The organism is Corallococcus sp. 4LFB (assembly GCF_046520365.1).
GTDB lineage: Bacteria > Myxococcota > Myxococcia > Myxococcales > Myxococcaceae > Corallococcus > Corallococcus caeni.
On record NZ_JBKGHJ010000013.1, the window covers coordinates 25,177 to 42,245 of the forward strand.

The window sequence follows — 17,069 nt, forward strand, 5'->3', positions numbered from 1 at the left end:
GGCGGCTGGCTGGCTGCTCCCCGGGCGCTCACGCCCGCTTGCCCGACGGTTGAAATGGGCCATCCCTACCTTTCGCCCATGGAAAAACGACACCCGAACCATCCCGGGGAGATGGGTACGGACGCCACGCTGGCCGAGCGGGAGCGTGAGCCGGACGAGATCAACGCCCGCGCCAGAGCCGTCGGTCTGCTTCATGAGGCCGGGGTGCCGTTCGTGGTGGGCGGGGCGTATGCCTACGCCACCTATACCGGCATCTACCGCGACACCAAGGACCTGGACCTGTTCCCGCGCAAGCAGGACGCCATCCGCGCCCTGGACGTGCTGGAGAAGGATGGCTGGCGCACGGAGCGCCCGGACGAGGTCTGGCTCTACAAGGCCTACAAGGGCGACTACTTCGTCGACTTCATCTTCTCCTCCGGCAACGGCGTGGCGACGGTGGACGACGAGTGGTTCACCCACGCCAGGAAGTCCACCATCTTCGGCTACGAGTGCCTCATCGCGCCGGCCGAGGAGATGATCTGGTCCAAGGCCTTCGTCACCGAGCGCGAGCGCTATGACGGCGCGGACATCAACCACCTCATCCTCAAGGCCGGCCGGCAGATGGACTGGGACCGCATCCTCCGGCGCTTCGACCGCTACTGGGAGGTGCTGCTCAGCCACCTGATGATGTTCCGCTTCGCGTACCCCAGCGAGCGCGACACCGTGCCCAACTACGTGATGACGGAGCTGATGAGCCGCACGCTCCAGACGGTGCGCGACGGCAGCTGGGACGAGAAGCTGTGCCGGGGCAACCTGGTGTCCAAGGTGAACTACCACGTGGACATCCACCACTGGGGCTTTGGGGACGGCAGGGCGTGGGACGAACAGGACAGACCCGAGGAGGGCACCCGTGGCGCGAGATCCGAGCTCGAAGATTCGGCTGGCAGCGGTCGGTGACCTGCACTGCCGGGATGATCAGCACGGGCGGTTCCGCCAGCTCATCAAGCAGGTCAACGCCTCGGCGGACCTGCTGCTCTTGTGCGGTGACCTGACGGACCGCGGGATGGCGGAAGAGGGCAAGGTGCTGGCCGAGGAGCTCTCGGCCTTGCGCGTCCCGTGCGCCGCGGTGCTGGGCAACCACGACTACGAGCACGGGCAGGTGAAGGACATCTGCACGGAGCTCTCCAAGGTCGGCGTGCACATCCTGGACGGGGACCACTTCATCTTCGAGAAGACGCTCGGCGTCGCGGGGGTGAAGGGCTTCGGAGGCGGCTTCGGCAACGCCACGTTGCAGGCGTTCGGCGAGGGCCAGACGAAGTCCTTCGTGCAGGAGGCCGTCACGGAGTCGCTCAAGCTGGAGGCGGCGCTCAGCCACCTGGACACGCCCAAGAAGGTCGTGATCATGCACTACGCCCCCATCCCGGAGACGCTGGAGGGGGAGAACATCGAGATCCGCCCCTTCCTGGGGACGAGCCGCCTGTCGATGCCCATTGATCACTACGGCGCGGCCTACGTCTTCCACGGCCACGCGCACCACGGCGCGCGCGAGGGCAAGACGAAGAGCGGCATCCCGGTGTTCAACGTCGCGATGCCGCTGCTCACCAAGTTCACGCCGGAGCAGCGCTTCGCCCTGCTGGAGGTGTAGCGCGCCTCAGGGCGCGGGGGCCCGCCGTCCAGCGCTTCGGGCGGCGCCTCCCTCAGGTCCGAGGCGCGCGTGGGCAGGTCCGCCACCGCGCCCATGGACACCTCCATCAGGTCCGGCCCGGAGCCCCGCGCGTAGAGCCGGTCCTCCGTGTCCGGCACGGCGTCGCCCAGCCACAGCCGCGCCAGCTCGCGCCCGTCCGCGTCGCGAAGCACGACGCCCCGGGACACGTCGGTGATGCCGTAGCGCTCCCAGCGCTTGACCTTCGCCTCGCCGAACGCGGCGGCCTTCAGCGCTTCCAGCCGGCCCAGGAGCTTCACCACGCGGAAGCGCAGGGCGGGCCCGCCTTCGGGGCCTGCCACCTGCCACGCCTCGCTGTTCCCCTCGCCGCGCGTCACCACCACGGGGGCGGCCTTGCCTCCGGGACGGAACTCCAGGCGCCGCACGGCGTCGCGAGGGAAGGACAGCACGCGCCGGTCCTTCAGCTCCTGCACGCCCACGTCCAGCGTCGTCAACGCCCGTGCATCCACCTGGGCCAGCGTGGCGCGGGCGCCCTGTTCACGAAGCGCATGGACGACGGGCGCGCCATCGCGCGTCACCTGGGCCAGCCGGACGCGGATGGGCTCACCGGAGGCAGGGACGAAGCGCGCGTCCACGACGGGCGCGTCCAGGCCCAGGGCCTTCCGGGTCGCGGCGGTGTCCTGGGGGAAGGACAGGGCCTGTTGTCCCGCCAGCTCCTGGAGCAGGTCCGACAGCCGGCCGGCGTTCGCGCGGGTCTGCTCCGGCTTCTCCATCCGCCACGCCTTGCCGTCCGCCTCGCGCGTCAGCACGTAGGCGTGGTCCTTCGCCGTGACCTCGATGGACTGGAGCGTCGCGAGGTCCAGTGGCCCCAGGAACTCCTTGGCGCGCAGCTCGAACGGGCCCTTGTCCAGCGAGTACCGCACGGCCCCGTCGGCCGCGTACACGGTCGCGTCGCCTTCGCGGCGCACGTAGACGGAGCCGTCGAAGGGGTTCTCATCGCCACCGGCCAGCGTCACGGTGCGCTGGCGGGACGGATCCTCCGCGCCCTCGCCGTTCGCGTCCGGCAGGTACGCCCGCGCCGTCACGGTGAACGCCGGGGACGTGAGGCCGTACTTCTTCAGGTCCGCGTCCGACGGCGCGGCGTTCACGGTGGCCTTGAACTTCGCCGAGGCGAGCTGCTGCACCAGGGCCTCCACCGCGTACGGATCCGCCTTCGCCTCCACGGGCGACACGAGCCGCCAGCCCTCCGGCGTCCGCTCCAGCTCCGTGGTGGCACCGCGAGCCTTCACCGTCAGGTGCGTGAAGACAGGCGCCGCCTCGGGAGCCGCCCCACGTCGGGGCTCCGCGGGCTCCGTCGCGAAGATCTTCGGTGGCGGCGTGGGCTTGTCCGCGTCGCGCGAACACCCGGCCGCCAACAACCCCAGCAGCACGACCGTGGAAGTCCTCACCGGTTCCTCCGCGACAGCCAGACCGCGAGTCCCACGCCCAGCAAGGACAAGGGGAAGAGGTCGGTGGACACGAAGCGCAGGGTCCGCAGCTGGTCCTCGCTCAGCTCCAGGGTGGACGTCTCACGGTCGGGGGGACGCAGGGTGACTTTCTCCACCTGATGGGACGCCCAGCCCAGGGCGTTCATCACCAGGTTGCGGTTGGCCTCGTAGCGCCAGTTCGGATCCAGCAGCAGCTCCGACTCGCCCACCGCCACCAGCCGCGCCTCGTCGAAGCGCTTGTGCTCCGCCGCGCGCGTGTCCCGGGACGCGGCGGCCACGAGCGTGAGCTGCCCCATCTTCTCGCCGCTGGACGGCGTGGTGTCCTCCAGGGGGCGCGACTCCACCCACGCATGGGGCGAACTCAGCAGCACGGGCTCCACCGTCACTCCAGGCAAGAGGAAGCCCTCGCGGATGAGCGTGAGGCTGCGCGCCGTGGGCAGCTGCACGTTGAACCCGCGCTCCTGCAACGGCCGCGTGATGGCGTGCGCGCCGTAGAAGTTCGACACGAGGACGAACGGGTTGCCCGAATTGAACCGCGGGTCCGCCGCCACGCCCTCGTCCACCTGCACGCCGTAGTCCGCGAGGAGCAGTCCCAGCCCGTCCTCCGTGTTCGCGTCGGTGAAGTACAGCAGCCGTCCGCCCTCGCCCAGATAGGTGCGCAGGGCCGCCACCTCCGGCGCCGTGTAGTCCTGCTTCGCTCCGGCGATGATCACCAGCCCCGCGTCGCGAGGCACCTCCTCGCGGCCCAAGAGGTTGAGCGGCTCGGGGCGGTAGCCCTCGCGCCGCAGCTGGCGGCGGAGCTCCGACAGGCCGTCCCCACCGGGGGGCGGCTCCAGGGGCCACTCGCCGTGCCCTTCGACGAAGTACACCTTCTGCGCGCCCGTCGCGCCCAGCTGGAGCAGGGCGTTCGTCAGCTCCTGCTCGGCGGGGAGGGGCAGGGTGGTGTGGGGCGCGGCGTCGCCCTCGCCGCGCGAGATGACGACCAGCGTCTGCCCCTCCTTGAGCTGGTACTGCGCGGCCAGGGACGGCTCGCGGCGCGGATCCACGAAGGCGTAGTCGAACGCCTCCGGCGCCGCCTCGTGGTAGCGCCGGAGCAGCTCCTCCAGCTCGCCATAGGACGGGTGCGTGGGCGGGACGAGCGCCAGCGCGTGGGCCTTCTCCTTCAGCCCCGCGAGCGTCTCCACCGTCTGCGGCGCGAGCGAGAAGATGCGCTCCCGCGTCAGGTCCCACCGCTGGTTCCGCCGGAACGCGAGGACGTTGAGCGCCACCAGCACGCCCAGCACCGCCAGCGTGGTGAGCACGGAGGACGCGAGGAACCGTCCCGTGCGGCGCGTCCCCGGGCGTGCCAGCTCCCGCCGGTGCGTGACGACGTAGGCCGCGAGCATCGCCGCGCCCAGCACCGCCTTGCCCCCCGCGAGCGCCACGCTGCCGGAGGTGAGCAACAGCGTGAAGGGGCTGGACAGGAGCAGCAGCAGGCCGAAGGCCCCCAGCACCCGGGTGACGTGGGTCGTTCTCATGGTCACGCGTAGCGCTGCGCTTCCACCGCGCGGTGGGTTAGCAGCAGCGAGAACAGGATGACGGACGCGAAGAACACCAGCGCCTGCGCCTCCAGCACGCCCTGGATCATCCCCTGCAACTGGGTGTCGAAGGACAGGTAGGAGAGGAACGAGCGCAGCGGCTCCGCGGTGGACTGGGCCACGCCGCGCAGGAGCATCCACGGCAGCAGCACGGTGAAGGTGAGGAACGCCGCCAGCATCTGGCTCTCCGTCAGCGCGGAGATGAACAGCCCCACCGCCATGCAGGTCGCGCCCCAGAGGAGCACCGCGCCGTAGCCCAGGAGCACCGTGGGCCACTCCAGCGCGGAGCCGGACGGGCCCGAGCCCACCACCGACAGGAGCACCGGGAACACCAGCGTCAGCCCCAGCGTGACGAAGATGAGCCCCAGGCCGCCCAGGTACTTGCCCACCACGATGTCCACCGGCCGCACCGGCGTCGTGAGCAGCAGCGCGAACGTCTTCTGGCGCTTCTCCTCCGCGAACAGCCGCATGGACAGGAAGGGCGAGACGCAGAGCGTGAGGACGAGCACCACGCCCCACAGCTGCACCACCACGCCGTCGGTGAGGTTGCGGTAGACGATGGAGTCCGGGGGCAGGCGGCTCCAGCCGTGCTCTCGCGCCAGGGACTGCACCTGCTGGAACTGCTCCAGCAGGCTGACGAAGAAGAACGACGAGAGCGCCGCCATCGCGGTGATGACGGCGTAGGCCCACGGGGTGGTGAAGGCGACGGCCAGCTCCTTGCGAGCGATGGCCAGGGCGGTGCGCATGCGCTGGGGTTCCTGTTCAGGCGGCGGTCAGCTTGATGAAGACTTCTTCCAGCGACGCGTGCTCGGCCTGGCCATGGGACGTCGCCAGCCGGTCGATGGCGTCATGGGCCACCACGCGGCCCTGGTGGAGGATGAGGACCTTCTCGCACGTCACCGTGACCTCCGGGAGGATGTGCGTGGACAAGAGCACCGTGTGCCGGCCCGCCAGGCTCCGGATCAACGCGCGCAGGTCCGCGCGCTGCACCGGATCCAACCCCTCCGTGGGCTCGTCCAGGATGAGCACCGGCGGCGAACCGAGCAGCGCCTGCGCGATGCCCACGCGCTGCTGGTAGCCCTTGGACAGGTTCTGGAGCAAGCGGCCCATCACGTCGTCGACGCCCGTGAGCCCCGCCACCCGCGCCACCTCCGCCTTCACCGCGCGGCCGGGCACCTGCTTGAGCGCTGCGACGAACGCCAGGTAGCCGTGCACCGTCAGCTCCGGGTACAGCGGCGGCGTCTCCGGCAGGTAGCCGATGCGCCGTTTGACCTCCATCGGGTGCGTGGACACGTCGAAGCCCGCCACCCTCACGCTGCCCTCGGACGGCGGGAGGAAGCCGGTGAGCACCTTCATCGTCGTGGACTTGCCGGCACCATTCGGGCCCAGGAAGCCCAAGAGCTCCCCCTCACCCACGGTGAAGGACAGGTCCTCGATGGCCACGCGATCGCGATAGCGCCGGGTGAGGTTGCGCACCTCGATGATGGGCTTCTCGGTGATTGGCATGCGCGGGGGTGAACTCTACACTGCCCCGGAAGCGAGGCGTGGATGCCAATCGTGGTGCAGAAGTACGGCGGCTCATCGGTCGCTGACGCGGAGAAGCTCGGCAAGGTCGCGCTCCGCGTGAAGCAGAAGCGGGACGCGGGCTATCAGGTCGTCGTCGTCGTCAGCGCCATGGGCGACACCACGGACGACCTGCTGTCGCTGGCCAAGAGCGTGTCCCAAGATCCGCCCCGGCGTGAGCTGGACATGCTCCTCACCTGCGGCGAGCGCATCTCCATGGCGCTGTTGTCCATGGCGCTCCAGGAGCAGGGCGTGCCGGCCATCAGCTTCACCGGCAGCCAGAGCGGCATCATCACCAACGACGCGCACGCCCAGGCGCGCATCGTGGAGGTGCGCCCCTACCGCATCCAGGACGAGCTGGCGCACGGCAAGGTCGTCATCGTCGCGGGCTACCAGGGGGTCTCCTACAAGAAGGAGGTCACGACGCTGGGGCGCGGCGGCTCGGACACCACCGCGGTCGCGCTGGCGGCGGCGCTGGACGCGGAGGCGTGTGAAATCTACTCCGACGTGGACGGCGTCTTCAGCGCGGATCCGCGCGTGGTGCCGGACGCGCGCAAGCTGGAGACCCTGAGCTACGACGAGATGCAGGAGCTGGCCAGCGCCGGCGCCAGGGTGCTCAACGCCCAGGCGGTGGAGTGGGCCAAGGCGCGCGGCATCACCATCCTCGCGCGCACCGCGCACGGCCAGGGCACCGGCACCAGTGTGCAGGAGCTCGCCGTGCCCACCGACAGCCGCGTCAAGGGCGTGACGGCGGACACGGAGATGGCCGTGCTCGTCGCCCAGGCCAGCGTGCCCTCCAGGAGCTGCTGGAGTTCCTGGACGCGCGCGCCGTGCGCGGCCGCACGCTCGCCCATGACGGGCTGCCGGGCGCGCCGGGGCGCACCTACCTCGCGGTGCCGCTGGCGGACCTCCACGGCCCGGAGGCGCTCCAGCGCGAGCTGGCCACGCGCTTCGGGGCGGGCGTGGAGTGGAGGGACGGCTGGGGCACCGTCACCTGCGTGGGCGTGGGCCTCAACGCGGACTGGGTGCCGTTGCGCAAGGCGCTGTCCGCGGCCGAAGCCCTGTCCGCCCGGGTGCATGCCGTGAGCACCTCGCCTTTGCAGGTGACCCTCCTGGTGGACAAGGCCCACCTCAAGACCCTCACGGCCCGGCTGCACCGCGAACTGCTCGGTAGCTGACACGGCCTTCGCGTGCCCGACCTTCGTTGATCCGAGGACTTGCGGGCTGCCCCTGGGGACAAAATGCCATCTTTTGTCGAACTTCCGTTCCCAAGGAGGGCCGGGCCCTTCCCTCCGTGAAGTCGATGCCTACCCTCCGCCCTTGAATACCTTGGAGGGCGGGCATGGGACACGGGCGTCGCTGGATGGGGCTGGGGGTGGTGCTGGCGCTCCTGGTGACGGGGGCGACCGGATGCAAGGACTCCGGCCCGGCACCCGGCACGCCGCCCCCTGGCGACCGCCATGATGATCCGCCCCTGAACAACGACGACGCGGGCGTCATCGGCCCGGACGACGGCATCGTCGTTCCCGAATACGACGCGGGCACCCCGGAGGAGGAGCCGGACGCGGGCACGCTGCCCGACGGCGGCAGCGCGCTTCCCGAGCGCGACCCGGACGCCGTCCACAAGGAGAACCAGAGGAAGGGCACCACGGGCTGGCGCATCGACAGGAACGCCAACAGCCGGGAGATTGAAGGCTACGCCCTCAAGGCCACCCTGAAGCAGGGCGAGTCGCTGCGCGTGGCGGTGTCCCTGTCCGAAGCCCGCAAGTTCAGCTGGTACGTCTACCGCCTGGGCTACTACGGCGGCGCCGGTGCCCGCGAGGTCGCGCGCGGCGGTCCGGTGCAGGGCACGCGGCAGGCGGACTGCCCCGCGGATCCAACGACGGGCCTCATCGCCTGTTCCTGGTCGCCCACGCTGGAGATCCCCATCGGCGAGGACTGGGTGCGCGGCGTGTACGTGGTGAAGCTCGTGCGCGACGACCGGCCCTCGCGCTACGTGCCCTTCTTCGTGCGTGACGAGAACCCGCGCTCGGAGGTCGCGGTGCTCATCCCCACCTCCACCTGGGCGGCCTACAACACCTGGGGCGGCACCAGCCTCTACGATGATCAGAAGGGCGTGATGAAGTCGCACGGCGTCTCGCGCGCCTTCCAGTCCTCCTACGACCGGCCCTACTACCGGGGCCAGGGCTCCGGGCACCTGATGACGGACGACCTGAGCCTGGTGACGTGGCTGGAGTCCCAGGACCTGGACGTGGGCTACTTCACCGACGAGGACATGGACGAAAGCTACGACTTCCTTCGCGGCGCGAAGGTGTTCGTGATGTCCGGCCACGACGAGTACTGGTCCTCGAAGCAGCGCGACTTCGCGGACCGCGCGCTGTCGGAAGGGCGGTCCATCCTCAACCTGGGCTCGAACAACGCCTACTGGCAGGTGCGCCTGGAGCCCGCCGCCGACGGCCGTCCGCGCCGCGTGGTCACCTGCTACAAGGGCTCGCCCGAGGATCCGTACAAGGATCAGCGCAAGACGGCGAAGTTCCGCGACCTGCCCGCGCCCCGCCCGGAGAACGCGCTGCTGGGCGTGCAGTTCGCCGCCCGCTGGCACCAGTGGCCCTTCCCGACGGTCATCACCAACCCGGACCACTGGGCCTTCAGCGGCACGGGCCTCAAGGCCGGTGACACGCTGTGGATGGCCAACGGCTACGAAGTGGATCAGCTGGTGTCCAACGGCCGCCAGCCGGCCGGCGTGGACGTGCTCGCGGAGTCCCCCTTGCTGTCGCTCCAGGGGGGCTTCGGCTTCGCGCACATGGTGGTGCGCAAGCAGGGCGACGCGTACGTCTTCTCCTCGGGCGGCATCGACTTCGTGCAGAAGCTGGCCGGGGCAGGGGGCGGCGTGGCGGATCCGCGCGCGGGCCGCATCGTGGCCAACGTGCTCTACAAGGCGCTGGGCCGGAAGCTGCCGGGCGACCTGGTGAAGTTCCAGCCCCCGGCCGCTTCCGCGCCGATGGGACCGTTCGCACAGTCCGTGACGACGGTGGCGGGAGAGCCCGGCAAGCGCTGCCACTCGGACACCAAGGTGGCGGCGGACGAGCTGGGCGCGCCGCTCGCGGTCGCCGTGCTGCCGGACGGCGGCTGGGCGGTGGCGGATTCGCTGAGCAACAGCGTGAAGCGCGTGTCGCCGGACGGGAAGATCCGCACGGTGCTCTCCAACCTCGCGGGCCCCATGGGCATCGCCGCGGACGCGCTGGGCAACCTCTACGTGTCCGACACGGAGAACGCGCTCATCCGCCGCATCACCCCGGAGGGCAGGTCGGAGGTGTTCGCGGGCACCTCGTGGGGCTACCAGGACGGCCCCGCGCTGGCGGCGGCCTTCAACCAGCCCGCGGGCCTGTCCTTCACGCCGGACGGCACCGCGCTGCTCGTGGCGGACCTGAACAACAGCGTCATCCGCCGCATTGACATGGTGGCGCCCGGCAACCCGGTGACGACGCTCCAGGGCGACTGGCTCTACCGGCCCTCCGCGGTGGTGCAGGCCGCGGACGGCACCACCTACGTCGTGGAGAGCGGCATGGCGCGCGTGGTGCGCGTGCGCGACGGCGTCACCACCGTGATGGCGGGCTCCACGCCCGGCTACCGCGACGGCGACCCGAAGGAGGGCCAGCTGCTGCCGTACCTGGGCCTGGCGCTGCTGCCGGACGGCTCGCTCGCCATCTCCGACCCGGGCAACTACCGCGTGCGCCGGCTCGTCTTCAACGCGTCGGGCGAGCCGGAGAAGCTGACCACGCTCGCGGGCAGCGGCCGCTACGGCGCGGATGACGGCGCGGGCCGGGACGCCCAACTGGTGCTGCCCGCCGGGCTCGCGGTGGGGCCGGACGGCACGCTCTACGTCGCGGACGCCGGCAACTCGCTGGTGCGCGCCATCAAGCGCTGATCAACGGCCCGGGTTGCGCATGCCCCCCAGGGGCGGCGGCGCGTCCATCTCCTGCCGCGTGCGCCGCCGGTCCGGGGTGTCGCGCGGCAGCTCCACGAAGGTGCACATCTCGCAGAGGCGGCTGTAGATGCGCTCACCCACGCGCTCGCGCAGCAGCTCCGCGTCCTTCATGGCGGAGCGGGCGTCGTCCGTGGCGCGGTAGCCTGAAGGCGCGCTGCTCCGGGCGCCCTTGCGCTCCGGCTCCAGCGAGTAGTTCGTGGCGAAGAGCGTCGTGCGCCCCGCGTTGTAGCGCCGGGCGATCAGCTCATCGAGCGTCTCCATCTCGAAGGGACTGCCGCGCCCCTTGCCCAGCTCGTCGATGGCGAGGACCTCCACCTCCGACAGCGGCCCGATGATCTCCCCGCCGCTCTTGCCGTCCTGGAAGCCGCGCCGGATGGTCGCGTAGAGGAGGGAGATTTCGACGTAGCGGGACTTCACGCCCATCTCCAGCACCAGGTGCCCGAGCGTCGCCGCGAGCAGGTGCGTCTTGCCCGTGCCCACCGGCCCGCTCAGCACGAAGCCCTTGTTGGTGGCGCCCTTCACGTACTGGTGGGCGAAGTGCATCGCCACGCCGCGGCCCCGGTCCTGCGCCTCGTTGAAGGGCCGGTAGTTGTCGAACGACGCGTGCGCCATGACGCCCGGCATCTGCACGTCGTTGTAGAGCGCCACCCGCGTGCGCCGCAGCGTGCACACGCACGGCTCCAGGACGTCATAGGTCCGGGCGCCCATCTTCGCGCTGAAGGTGCCTTCCTTCTGCACCAGGATGTGCCCGCGTCCACCGCACACCGGGCAGTCCACCGAGCACGTACACACCCGCGCCGACGCAAGCTCTCCGCGCCGCTCGATGAGGTACGTCCGCCCGCCGCACAGCCCACACGCCTCGCCGTTCGCCTTGGCAGCCATCGTGCCCAGCCAATAACACCGTCCCCCGCGCCCGTCAGCCCACTGGTCAGCCGTTCAGGCGTGCGGGCGGAACCCCACCGCTCAGGTCTCCTTCATGTCCAGCCGCCGTCTGACGGCCGCCTGGAGCCGGAAGCGCCGGGCCACGCGCCGCGCGCGGGCCGTCATCAGCTGCTGTTCACCGGTGCGCGCATCGCGCCACACCGTGCGTCGCTCCGTGAAGGGCAGGGCGCGCAGCAGCGCCAGCAGCGCCCACGCCTCCTGTTGATCCATCGCCGCGGGCTCGCGCGGCACGCACGCGAGCACCGTGTCCAGCAGCCGGTGCACCCGGGGCGCCAGCGCGGCCTCACGCTCCGTCAGGGCCCGCAGCGCCGCGCACAGCCGCGCGTGCCGCACCTCTTCCCAGGAGCGCGCGGGGCGCTTCTTGGAGCGGGACGCGCCTCCTCACCCTGGCCCGCGGACAGGTCGCGGTACTTGCGGATCTCCGTCTCCACCTGGCGCCGGCACGCGCGCAGCGAGCGCAGCACCGGCTCTCCGGGCCGCGCGTCCCACAGCGCCTTCTCCGCCGAGCGCGAGATGCCGCGGGCCACGACCTCGAAGGGCACGCCCTCCCGCGCCCAGGCGGTGACGAGCTCGGTGTCCAGCGCGGACAACATCAGGCCCGCGCCACGCACCGCGAGGAAGTAGTCCTGCACCAGCTCTTCGAAGCTGGCGCTCTCCGGCAGAAGACTCATGATCCGACAGCCACTCCAGGCAGTGCGACCAGGCGAACAGCCGCAAGCCTCCCATACCCGTTGGAGCCGCCGGTGCAACCTTCCTGTCGCTGTCTGGAACGGGCCTCTCGGCACAACGAAATTGAAGTTTTCCCGCCTGCTATCCAACGGACCGGACGTCCGTCCGTCCAAGTTGACCCGCCTTGCGGAAACCGCGCATAGTACCGGTCCCCTCATGGAAATTCCCGAAGATTCCCGGACACTTGCCAAGCAAGCAGGCATCCGTGGACGCCGGTTCCCCGCTCCTAGGAAGACCATGCGCCGCTCGCTACTCGTTTGCCTCGTTCTCCTGACTTCCATGGCTTCGGCCCAGGAGAAGAAAGCACTGCGCGACGCTGACCTGGGCAAGAAGTCCACGACCACCGTGGACAAGTCCCTCGCTGGCGACATCACGCGCCCGAAGGAAGCCCAGCAAGCCGCTCCCGCGCTCCAATATGATCAGTTCCGCCTGGGCGTGGAGGTGCAGGTCGCCTCCAAGCGCCGCGAACAGATCGAATCGCTGAAGAAGATCATCTCGCTGTCTCCTGATCAGAAGGAGGCCCCCAGCCTGCTGTTCCGCCTGGGCGAGCTCTACTGGGAGGAGTCGAAGTTCTTCTTCTTCGAAGCCAACCGGAAGGACGACGAGCTCATCGTCGCCATGAACCGCAACGACGCCGCGGGCCAGCAGAGGGCCAAGGCGGAGAAGGCGGAGTTGATGGCGAAGGTGAAGGAGAACGGCAAGTACGCCGTCGAGCAGTACACGAAGATCGTCCAGGAGTACCCGAAGTTCGAGCGCACGGACGAAGTGCTCTTCTTCCTCGGCCAGTACCTGATGGAGGACGGCCAGGACAAGAAGGCGCTCGTCGCGTTCAAGCGCCTGGTGGAGAAGTACCCGCAGTCCAAGTACATCCCGGACGCGTACTTCGCCTTCGGCGAGTACTACTTCAACAACTCCAAGGGCAAGCGCCCGGAGCTGGAGAAGGCGCTCGCGGCCTACAAGAAGGCCGCCGAGTACCCGGAGAACCAGGTCTACGCCTTCGCCCTCTACAAGCAGGGCTGGTGCTACTTCAACATGGGCGAGTACGCGTCCGCGAAGGACAAGTACAAGACCGTGGTCCTCTACGGGGAGCTGGCCGGCGCCGGCGCCGTGGAGAAGGACGGCAAGGCCAAGGCGAAGGGCTCGCTGGTGCGTGAAGCGCGCGCCGACTACGTGCGCGCGTTCGCCCGCGAGGGTGACGTCACGCAGGCCCGCGCGGACTTCGGCAAGGTCGCCACCAATCCGGAAGACCGCTTCGCGATGATGAAGCAGCTCGCGAACCTGTACTACGGCGACGGCAAGGACCGCGAAGCGGCCATCACCTACAACTCGCTGATCAAGGAGAAGCCGCTGTCGCCGGAGGCTCCTGGCTTCCAGGGCAAGATCGTCGACTGCATCCTGCGCATGGGCAACAAGGAGCGCACCGTGGCCCAGGTGCGCCGGCTCGTGAAGATCATGAAGGACGTCGAGTCCTCCGGCGTCATCAAGGACGACAAGGACAAGAAGGCGCTCGCGGAGGCGAAGGAGCTGTCCGAGCGCACGCTCTCCAACCTCGCCGTCACCTGGCACAACGAGGGCAAGAAGACGCGCAACGAGGAGACGTTCCGCTTCGCGGACGCCGTGTACAGCGACTACCTCACGCTCTTCCCGGAGAACCCCAAGGCGTACGACCTGCGCTTCTTCTGGGCGGAGCTCCTCAACGACAACCTCCAGAACTTCGACAAGGCCGCCGCCAACTACACGCTCGTCGTCCTCCAGGACGCCAAGGTGCTGGAGGCCAAGGACGACAAGGGCAAGCCCAAGCCGGGCAAGCCGGGCAAGTGGCTGACCAACGCCTCCTACAACGCCGTGCTCGCCTACGACGAGGTCGTGAAGGCGGCGGAGGCGCGCGGCGAGGCGAAGAGCGAGTCCGCGGGCACGGACATCCAGAAGAAGATCGCCATCCCCACGCTGAAGAAGTCGCTGCTCGACGCGTGCGAGCGCTACCTCAAGTACGTCCCCAAGGGCGACAAGCGCGTGGAGATCGCCTTCAAGGCGGCGAACATCTACTACCGCCACAACCACTTCGACGAAGCGGTGCTGCGCTTCAGCGAGATCGCGCTCGGCTACCCCGAGTACAAGTTCGAGGACGGTACGCGCGCCGCGGAGATCGCCGCCAACCTCATCCTCGACTCGTACAACCTGCTGGGCGACTTCGCGAAGGTCAACGAGTGGGCCCGCCGCTTCTACGCCAACGACAAGCTGGCCACCGGCAAGTTCCGCGACGACCTGGCGAAGCTGATTGAGCAGTCGTCGTTCAAGCTGGTCAGCCAGCTGGAGGAGAAGAAGGAGTTCTCCAAGGCGGCCGAGGCGTACCTGAACTTCGTCCACGACTTCCCGCAGACGGAGATCGCGGACCTGGCGCTCTACAACGCGTCCGTCGACTATTACAAGGCGAAGAGCCTGGACAAGGCCATCCAGGTCCGCAAGCGCCTGTTCGCGGAGTACCCCCGGTCCAAGTACGTGCCGGACTCCATCTACGCGAACGCGGAGGCGCTGGAGGCCATCGGTGACTTCGAGGAGGCGGCGGGCACCTACGAGCTCTACGTGAAGGGCTACGAGCGCAACCTGAACGAGAAGGGCGGCGCCCCGGCGGCGAGGGCCAGGGCGAAGAGCCGGGCCCGCGGCAGGGCGAAGCAGGCCTCCAGCGACGCCTCGAAGCCCGCGGTGGTGCAGAAGTGGGACGAGTCCAAGGCGCAGATCGCCCTGTTCAACGCGGCCACCTACCGCGAGGGCCTGGGCCAGCTGAAGGCCGCGCTCAAGAACCGCGAGCACTACATCGAGCTGTGGCCCAAGTCGAAGGACGCCGAGGCCGCCTTCCTGTCCGTCGTGGACCTGTACGTGAAGCAGGGCGCGTACATGAAGGCCATCAAGCTGCTGGAGGAGTACGAGCGCGACAACATGCGCTCCCAGAGCAAGTTCCTCATGGCCGAGGGCCGCATCGTCGACATCTACACGAAGATGAAGAAGACGCGCGACGTGTCGCGCATGAACAAGCGCATCTACGAGTACTTCGACCAGCTGCCCCGCCGACAGCAGACCGCGCTGGAGAAGCCCGCGCTCGCCGCCGCCGCGCAGGCGAACCTGCTGGCCATCGAGCCGGACTGGTTCGAGTTCAAGCGCCTGAAGCTGTACTGGGGCGTGCCGCCGTCGCCCGAGCGCTTCAAGGGCTCGCTGGCCGACAAGGGCCGCGCGCTGGAGGTGGTGCAGAAGAAGTACGTGCAGACCGTGGCCCTGGGCGCCCCGGAGCCGGCCATCTGCGCGCTGCAGCGCATTGGCCTCGCGTATGACCACATGGCGGAGCTCGTCGTGAACGCGCCCATGCCGCGCGGCCTGGATGAAGAGTCGCAGCAGGCGCTGCGCGACGAGTTCAGCAACCAGGCGCAGCCGCTCAAGGACAAGGCCACGGAGGCCTTCGCCAGCGCGGTGGCCAAGAGCCGCGAGCTGGGGGTGTTCAACGACTGCGCCGCGGCGAGCCTGAAGCTCCTCCGCACCACCTACGCCCCGGACCGCTACCCGGAGGTGCTGGAGGAGAAGCTCGCGCTGAAGAACAAGGAGCTGGTGCTGGGTGGCGACCTGCTGGCCGCCGTGCAGGACATCCCGCCCCCGGTCACCAAGGTGGAGCCGGAGAAGCAGGCCAAGAGCGAGGCGCTCAACGAGGACCTGTCCGCGCTGACGAACGCGCTTCGCCAGCAGACCGAGTCCGAGGTCGCCAGGCCCGCCGCCGCGTCCAAGGACGGCGCCCCCAAGAAGACCGTTGATGATCAGGAGCCGGAGGACTTCCTCTAATGAATCGCATGCACCCGTTCCGCCCCCTCCTGCTGGCCACGCTGGCGCTGACCGCTGTCGGCTGCTCCACCACGCAGACCAACACCTCGTCGCCCGTCGCCAAGCCCGTCGCCGCCCCCACGGGGCCGGTGGCCATCTCCAACCGCGCCATGCTGCTGTTCGATGACGCGGTGAAGTCCTTCGACGCGCAGAAGAAGGCCAAGGCCTTCGACTACCCGTCGCTGGACCGCAAGTTCAGGGCCGCCCTGGAGGCGGACCAGAACCTGGCGGAGGCCGAGTACAACCTGGGCGTCATCGCCGAGCGCATGGGCAAGCCCGACGAGGCGAAGGCCCGCTACGCGGCGGCCCTCACCAAGAAGCCGTCCCTGCGGCAGGCGTCCGACAACCTGGCCATCATGAAGCAGAACAGTGGCGACGTGGCCGGCGCGGTGGCGCTCTACCAGGACGTGCTCACGCGCTACCCGGATGACGCGGGCTCGCGCGCGCGCCTCGCGGAGATCTACCGGCAGAACAACGACCACGACAAGGCGATGGAGCTGTCTCGCGCCGCGCTCATGCGCGACCCGATGAACACCAACGCCCTCAAGGTGATGATCCGCAGCTACCTGGACCGCAAGCAGCTGGCCATGGCGAAGCTCGTCGCGCTGCGCGCGGTGAAGCTGGACAGCACGGATCCGGAGCTGCACCACTCCGTGGGTCTCATCCTCCTCAAGGAGGGCGACCGGGAAGGGGCGCGCCTGCAGTTCAAGAGCGCCCTGGAGGCGAAGGCGGACTACGTGCCGGCGCACGTGGAGCTGGCCCAGCTGGCGCTCGACGCGGAGGACTTCCCCGGCGCGGAGGAGCACCTGCGCCGCATCCTGCAGTCCGACGGCAAGAACGCCGCCGCGCACGTGGACCTGGGCATCGCGCTCAAGGGCCAGGGCCAGTACGACAAGGCCATGCAGGAGTACGACGAGGCGGAGAAGCTCAACCCCGACCTGGGCGCCACGTACCTCAACCGCGCCATCATCCTGCACAAGGTGAAGGACGCCCCCGAGCGCGCGGTGGAGCTCTACAAGAAGTACGTCGCCCTGGCGGGCGGCGAGGTCGCACTCAACGCGGAGTCTCCCGTCTTCGGCCTCATGCGCGAGGCGGAGAGCATCGTGCAGGCCAAGCGCGAGGCGAAGGCCGCGGAGGACCAGGCCAGGCAGATGGAGGCCCTCCAGGCCCAGCAGCAGGCCGCGATGAAGGCGGAGGAGGCCAGGCAGAAGGGCACCCCGCCTCCGGGCGCCGCGACGCCCGCGTCGGGCACCGGCACCGCCCCGCAGGCACGCCGG

General features: G+C 69.5%; 11 protein-coding genes and 2 pseudogenes. 6 read left to right on the forward strand and 7 right to left on the reverse strand.

Annotated elements, in window-relative coordinates; all coding sequences use genetic code 11:
• Positions 1-111 precede the first annotated feature (111 nt).
• Both ACLEQD_RS02835 and ACLEQD_RS02840 read left to right on the forward strand, forming a co-directional pair.
• Positions 112-936 (forward strand): nucleotidyltransferase, encoded by an 825-nt coding sequence (locus ACLEQD_RS02835; RefSeq protein ID WP_410381569.1) that lies wholly within the window; start codon positions 112-114, stop codon positions 934-936.
• Positions 920-1,624, forward strand: a complete 705-nt coding sequence (locus ACLEQD_RS02840) for a metallophosphoesterase (protein WP_171414058.1) — start codon at positions 920-922, stop codon at positions 1,622-1,624. Before ACLEQD_RS02835 ends, ACLEQD_RS02840 begins: the two co-directional genes overlap by 17 nt.
• Before the next feature lie 56 nt (positions 1,625-1,680).
• Here the strand turns inward: ACLEQD_RS02840 and ACLEQD_RS02845 are convergent.
• From ACLEQD_RS02845 to ACLEQD_RS02860, 4 genes and pseudogenes are all read right to left on the reverse strand, one after another.
• Positions 1,681-3,090: pseudogene (locus ACLEQD_RS02845) on the reverse strand (DUF4340 domain-containing protein); the annotation flags it as partial.
• Complete coding sequence (locus ACLEQD_RS02850) at positions 3,087-4,646, reverse strand: GldG family protein (protein WP_410381571.1); 1,560 nt, start codon at positions 4,644-4,646, stop codon at positions 3,087-3,089. The gene ACLEQD_RS02850 and the pseudogene ACLEQD_RS02845, both read right to left, overlap by 4 nt.
• Before the next feature lie 2 nt (positions 4,647-4,648).
• Positions 4,649-5,452, reverse strand: a complete 804-nt coding sequence (locus tag ACLEQD_RS02855; protein ID WP_410381573.1) for an ABC transporter permease — start codon at positions 5,450-5,452, stop codon at positions 4,649-4,651.
• 16 nt (positions 5,453-5,468) lie between these two features.
• Complete coding sequence (locus ACLEQD_RS02860; protein WP_410381575.1) at positions 5,469-6,212, reverse strand: ABC transporter ATP-binding protein; 744 nt, start codon at positions 6,210-6,212, stop codon at positions 5,469-5,471.
• A gap of 42 nt (positions 6,213-6,254) precedes the next feature.
• Between ACLEQD_RS02860 and ACLEQD_RS02865 the strand changes: the two are divergent.
• Together ACLEQD_RS02865 and ACLEQD_RS02870 are read left to right on the forward strand one after the other, a co-directional pair.
• Positions 6,255-7,447: pseudogene (locus ACLEQD_RS02865) on the forward strand (aspartate kinase).
• Positions 7,448-7,611: 164 nt separating this feature from the next.
• Positions 7,612-10,197 carry a N,N-dimethylformamidase beta subunit family domain-containing protein gene (locus ACLEQD_RS02870; protein ID WP_410381577.1) on the forward strand — a complete coding sequence of 862 codons (2,586 nt, stop codon included), beginning with the start codon at positions 7,612-7,614 and terminating at the stop codon, positions 10,195-10,197.
• On the opposite strand, the gene ACLEQD_RS02875 is transcribed toward ACLEQD_RS02870, so the two are convergent.
• From ACLEQD_RS02875 to ACLEQD_RS02885, 3 genes are all read right to left on the reverse strand, one after another.
• On the reverse strand, positions 10,198-11,139 hold the full coding sequence (locus ACLEQD_RS02875; RefSeq protein WP_410381579.1) for an ATP-binding protein: 942 nt from the start codon (positions 11,137-11,139) through the stop codon (positions 10,198-10,200).
• 81 nt (positions 11,140-11,220) lie between these two features.
• Positions 11,221-11,532 (reverse strand): hypothetical protein, encoded by a 312-nt coding sequence (locus ACLEQD_RS02880; protein WP_410381580.1) that lies wholly within the window; start codon positions 11,530-11,532, stop codon positions 11,221-11,223.
• Positions 11,493-11,870 carry a hypothetical protein gene (locus ACLEQD_RS02885; protein ID WP_410381582.1) on the reverse strand — a complete coding sequence of 126 codons (378 nt, stop codon included), beginning with the start codon at positions 11,868-11,870 and terminating at the stop codon, positions 11,493-11,495. The genes ACLEQD_RS02880 and ACLEQD_RS02885 overlap by 40 nt, the downstream gene beginning before the upstream one ends.
• Positions 11,871-12,165: 295 nt before the next feature.
• Here ACLEQD_RS02885 and ACLEQD_RS02890 point away from each other — a divergent pair, with 295 nt between their 5' ends.
• Positions 12,166-15,753: a tetratricopeptide repeat protein gene (locus ACLEQD_RS02890; protein WP_410381584.1), complete on the forward strand. Its 3,588-nt coding sequence runs from the start codon at positions 12,166-12,168 to the stop codon at positions 15,751-15,753.
• On the forward strand, positions 15,753-17,069 hold a 1,317-nt coding region (gene gltE, locus ACLEQD_RS02895), incomplete at its 3' end, for an adventurous gliding motility TPR repeat lipoprotein GltE (protein ID WP_410381586.1). The genes ACLEQD_RS02890 and gltE, both read left to right, overlap by 1 nt.

Excerpts from the sequence above, each read along its gene's own strand:
- ACLEQD_RS02835 (WP_410381569.1), top strand. The coding sequence starts at position 112 with ATGGGTACGGACGCCACGCTGGCCGAGCGGGAGCGTGAGCCGGACGAG.
- ACLEQD_RS02850 (WP_410381571.1), bottom strand. The coding sequence starts at position 4,646 with ATGAGAACGACCCACGTCACCCGGGTGCTGGGGGCCTTCGGCCTGCTG.
- ACLEQD_RS02855 (WP_410381573.1), bottom strand. The coding sequence starts at position 5,452 with ATGCGCACCGCCCTGGCCATCGCTCGCAAGGAGCTGGCCGTCGCCTTC.
- ACLEQD_RS02860 (WP_410381575.1), bottom strand. The coding sequence starts at position 6,212 with ATGCCAATCACCGAGAAGCCCATCATCGAGGTGCGCAACCTCACCCGG.
- ACLEQD_RS02870 (WP_410381577.1), top strand. The coding sequence starts at position 7,612 with ATGGGACACGGGCGTCGCTGGATGGGGCTGGGGGTGGTGCTGGCGCTC.
- ACLEQD_RS02875 (WP_410381579.1), bottom strand. The coding sequence starts at position 11,139 with ATGGCTGCCAAGGCGAACGGCGAGGCGTGTGGGCTGTGCGGCGGGCGG.
- ACLEQD_RS02885 (WP_410381582.1), bottom strand. The coding sequence starts at position 11,870 with ATGAGTCTTCTGCCGGAGAGCGCCAGCTTCGAAGAGCTGGTGCAGGAC.
- ACLEQD_RS02890 (WP_410381584.1), top strand. The coding sequence starts at position 12,166 with ATGCGCCGCTCGCTACTCGTTTGCCTCGTTCTCCTGACTTCCATGGCT.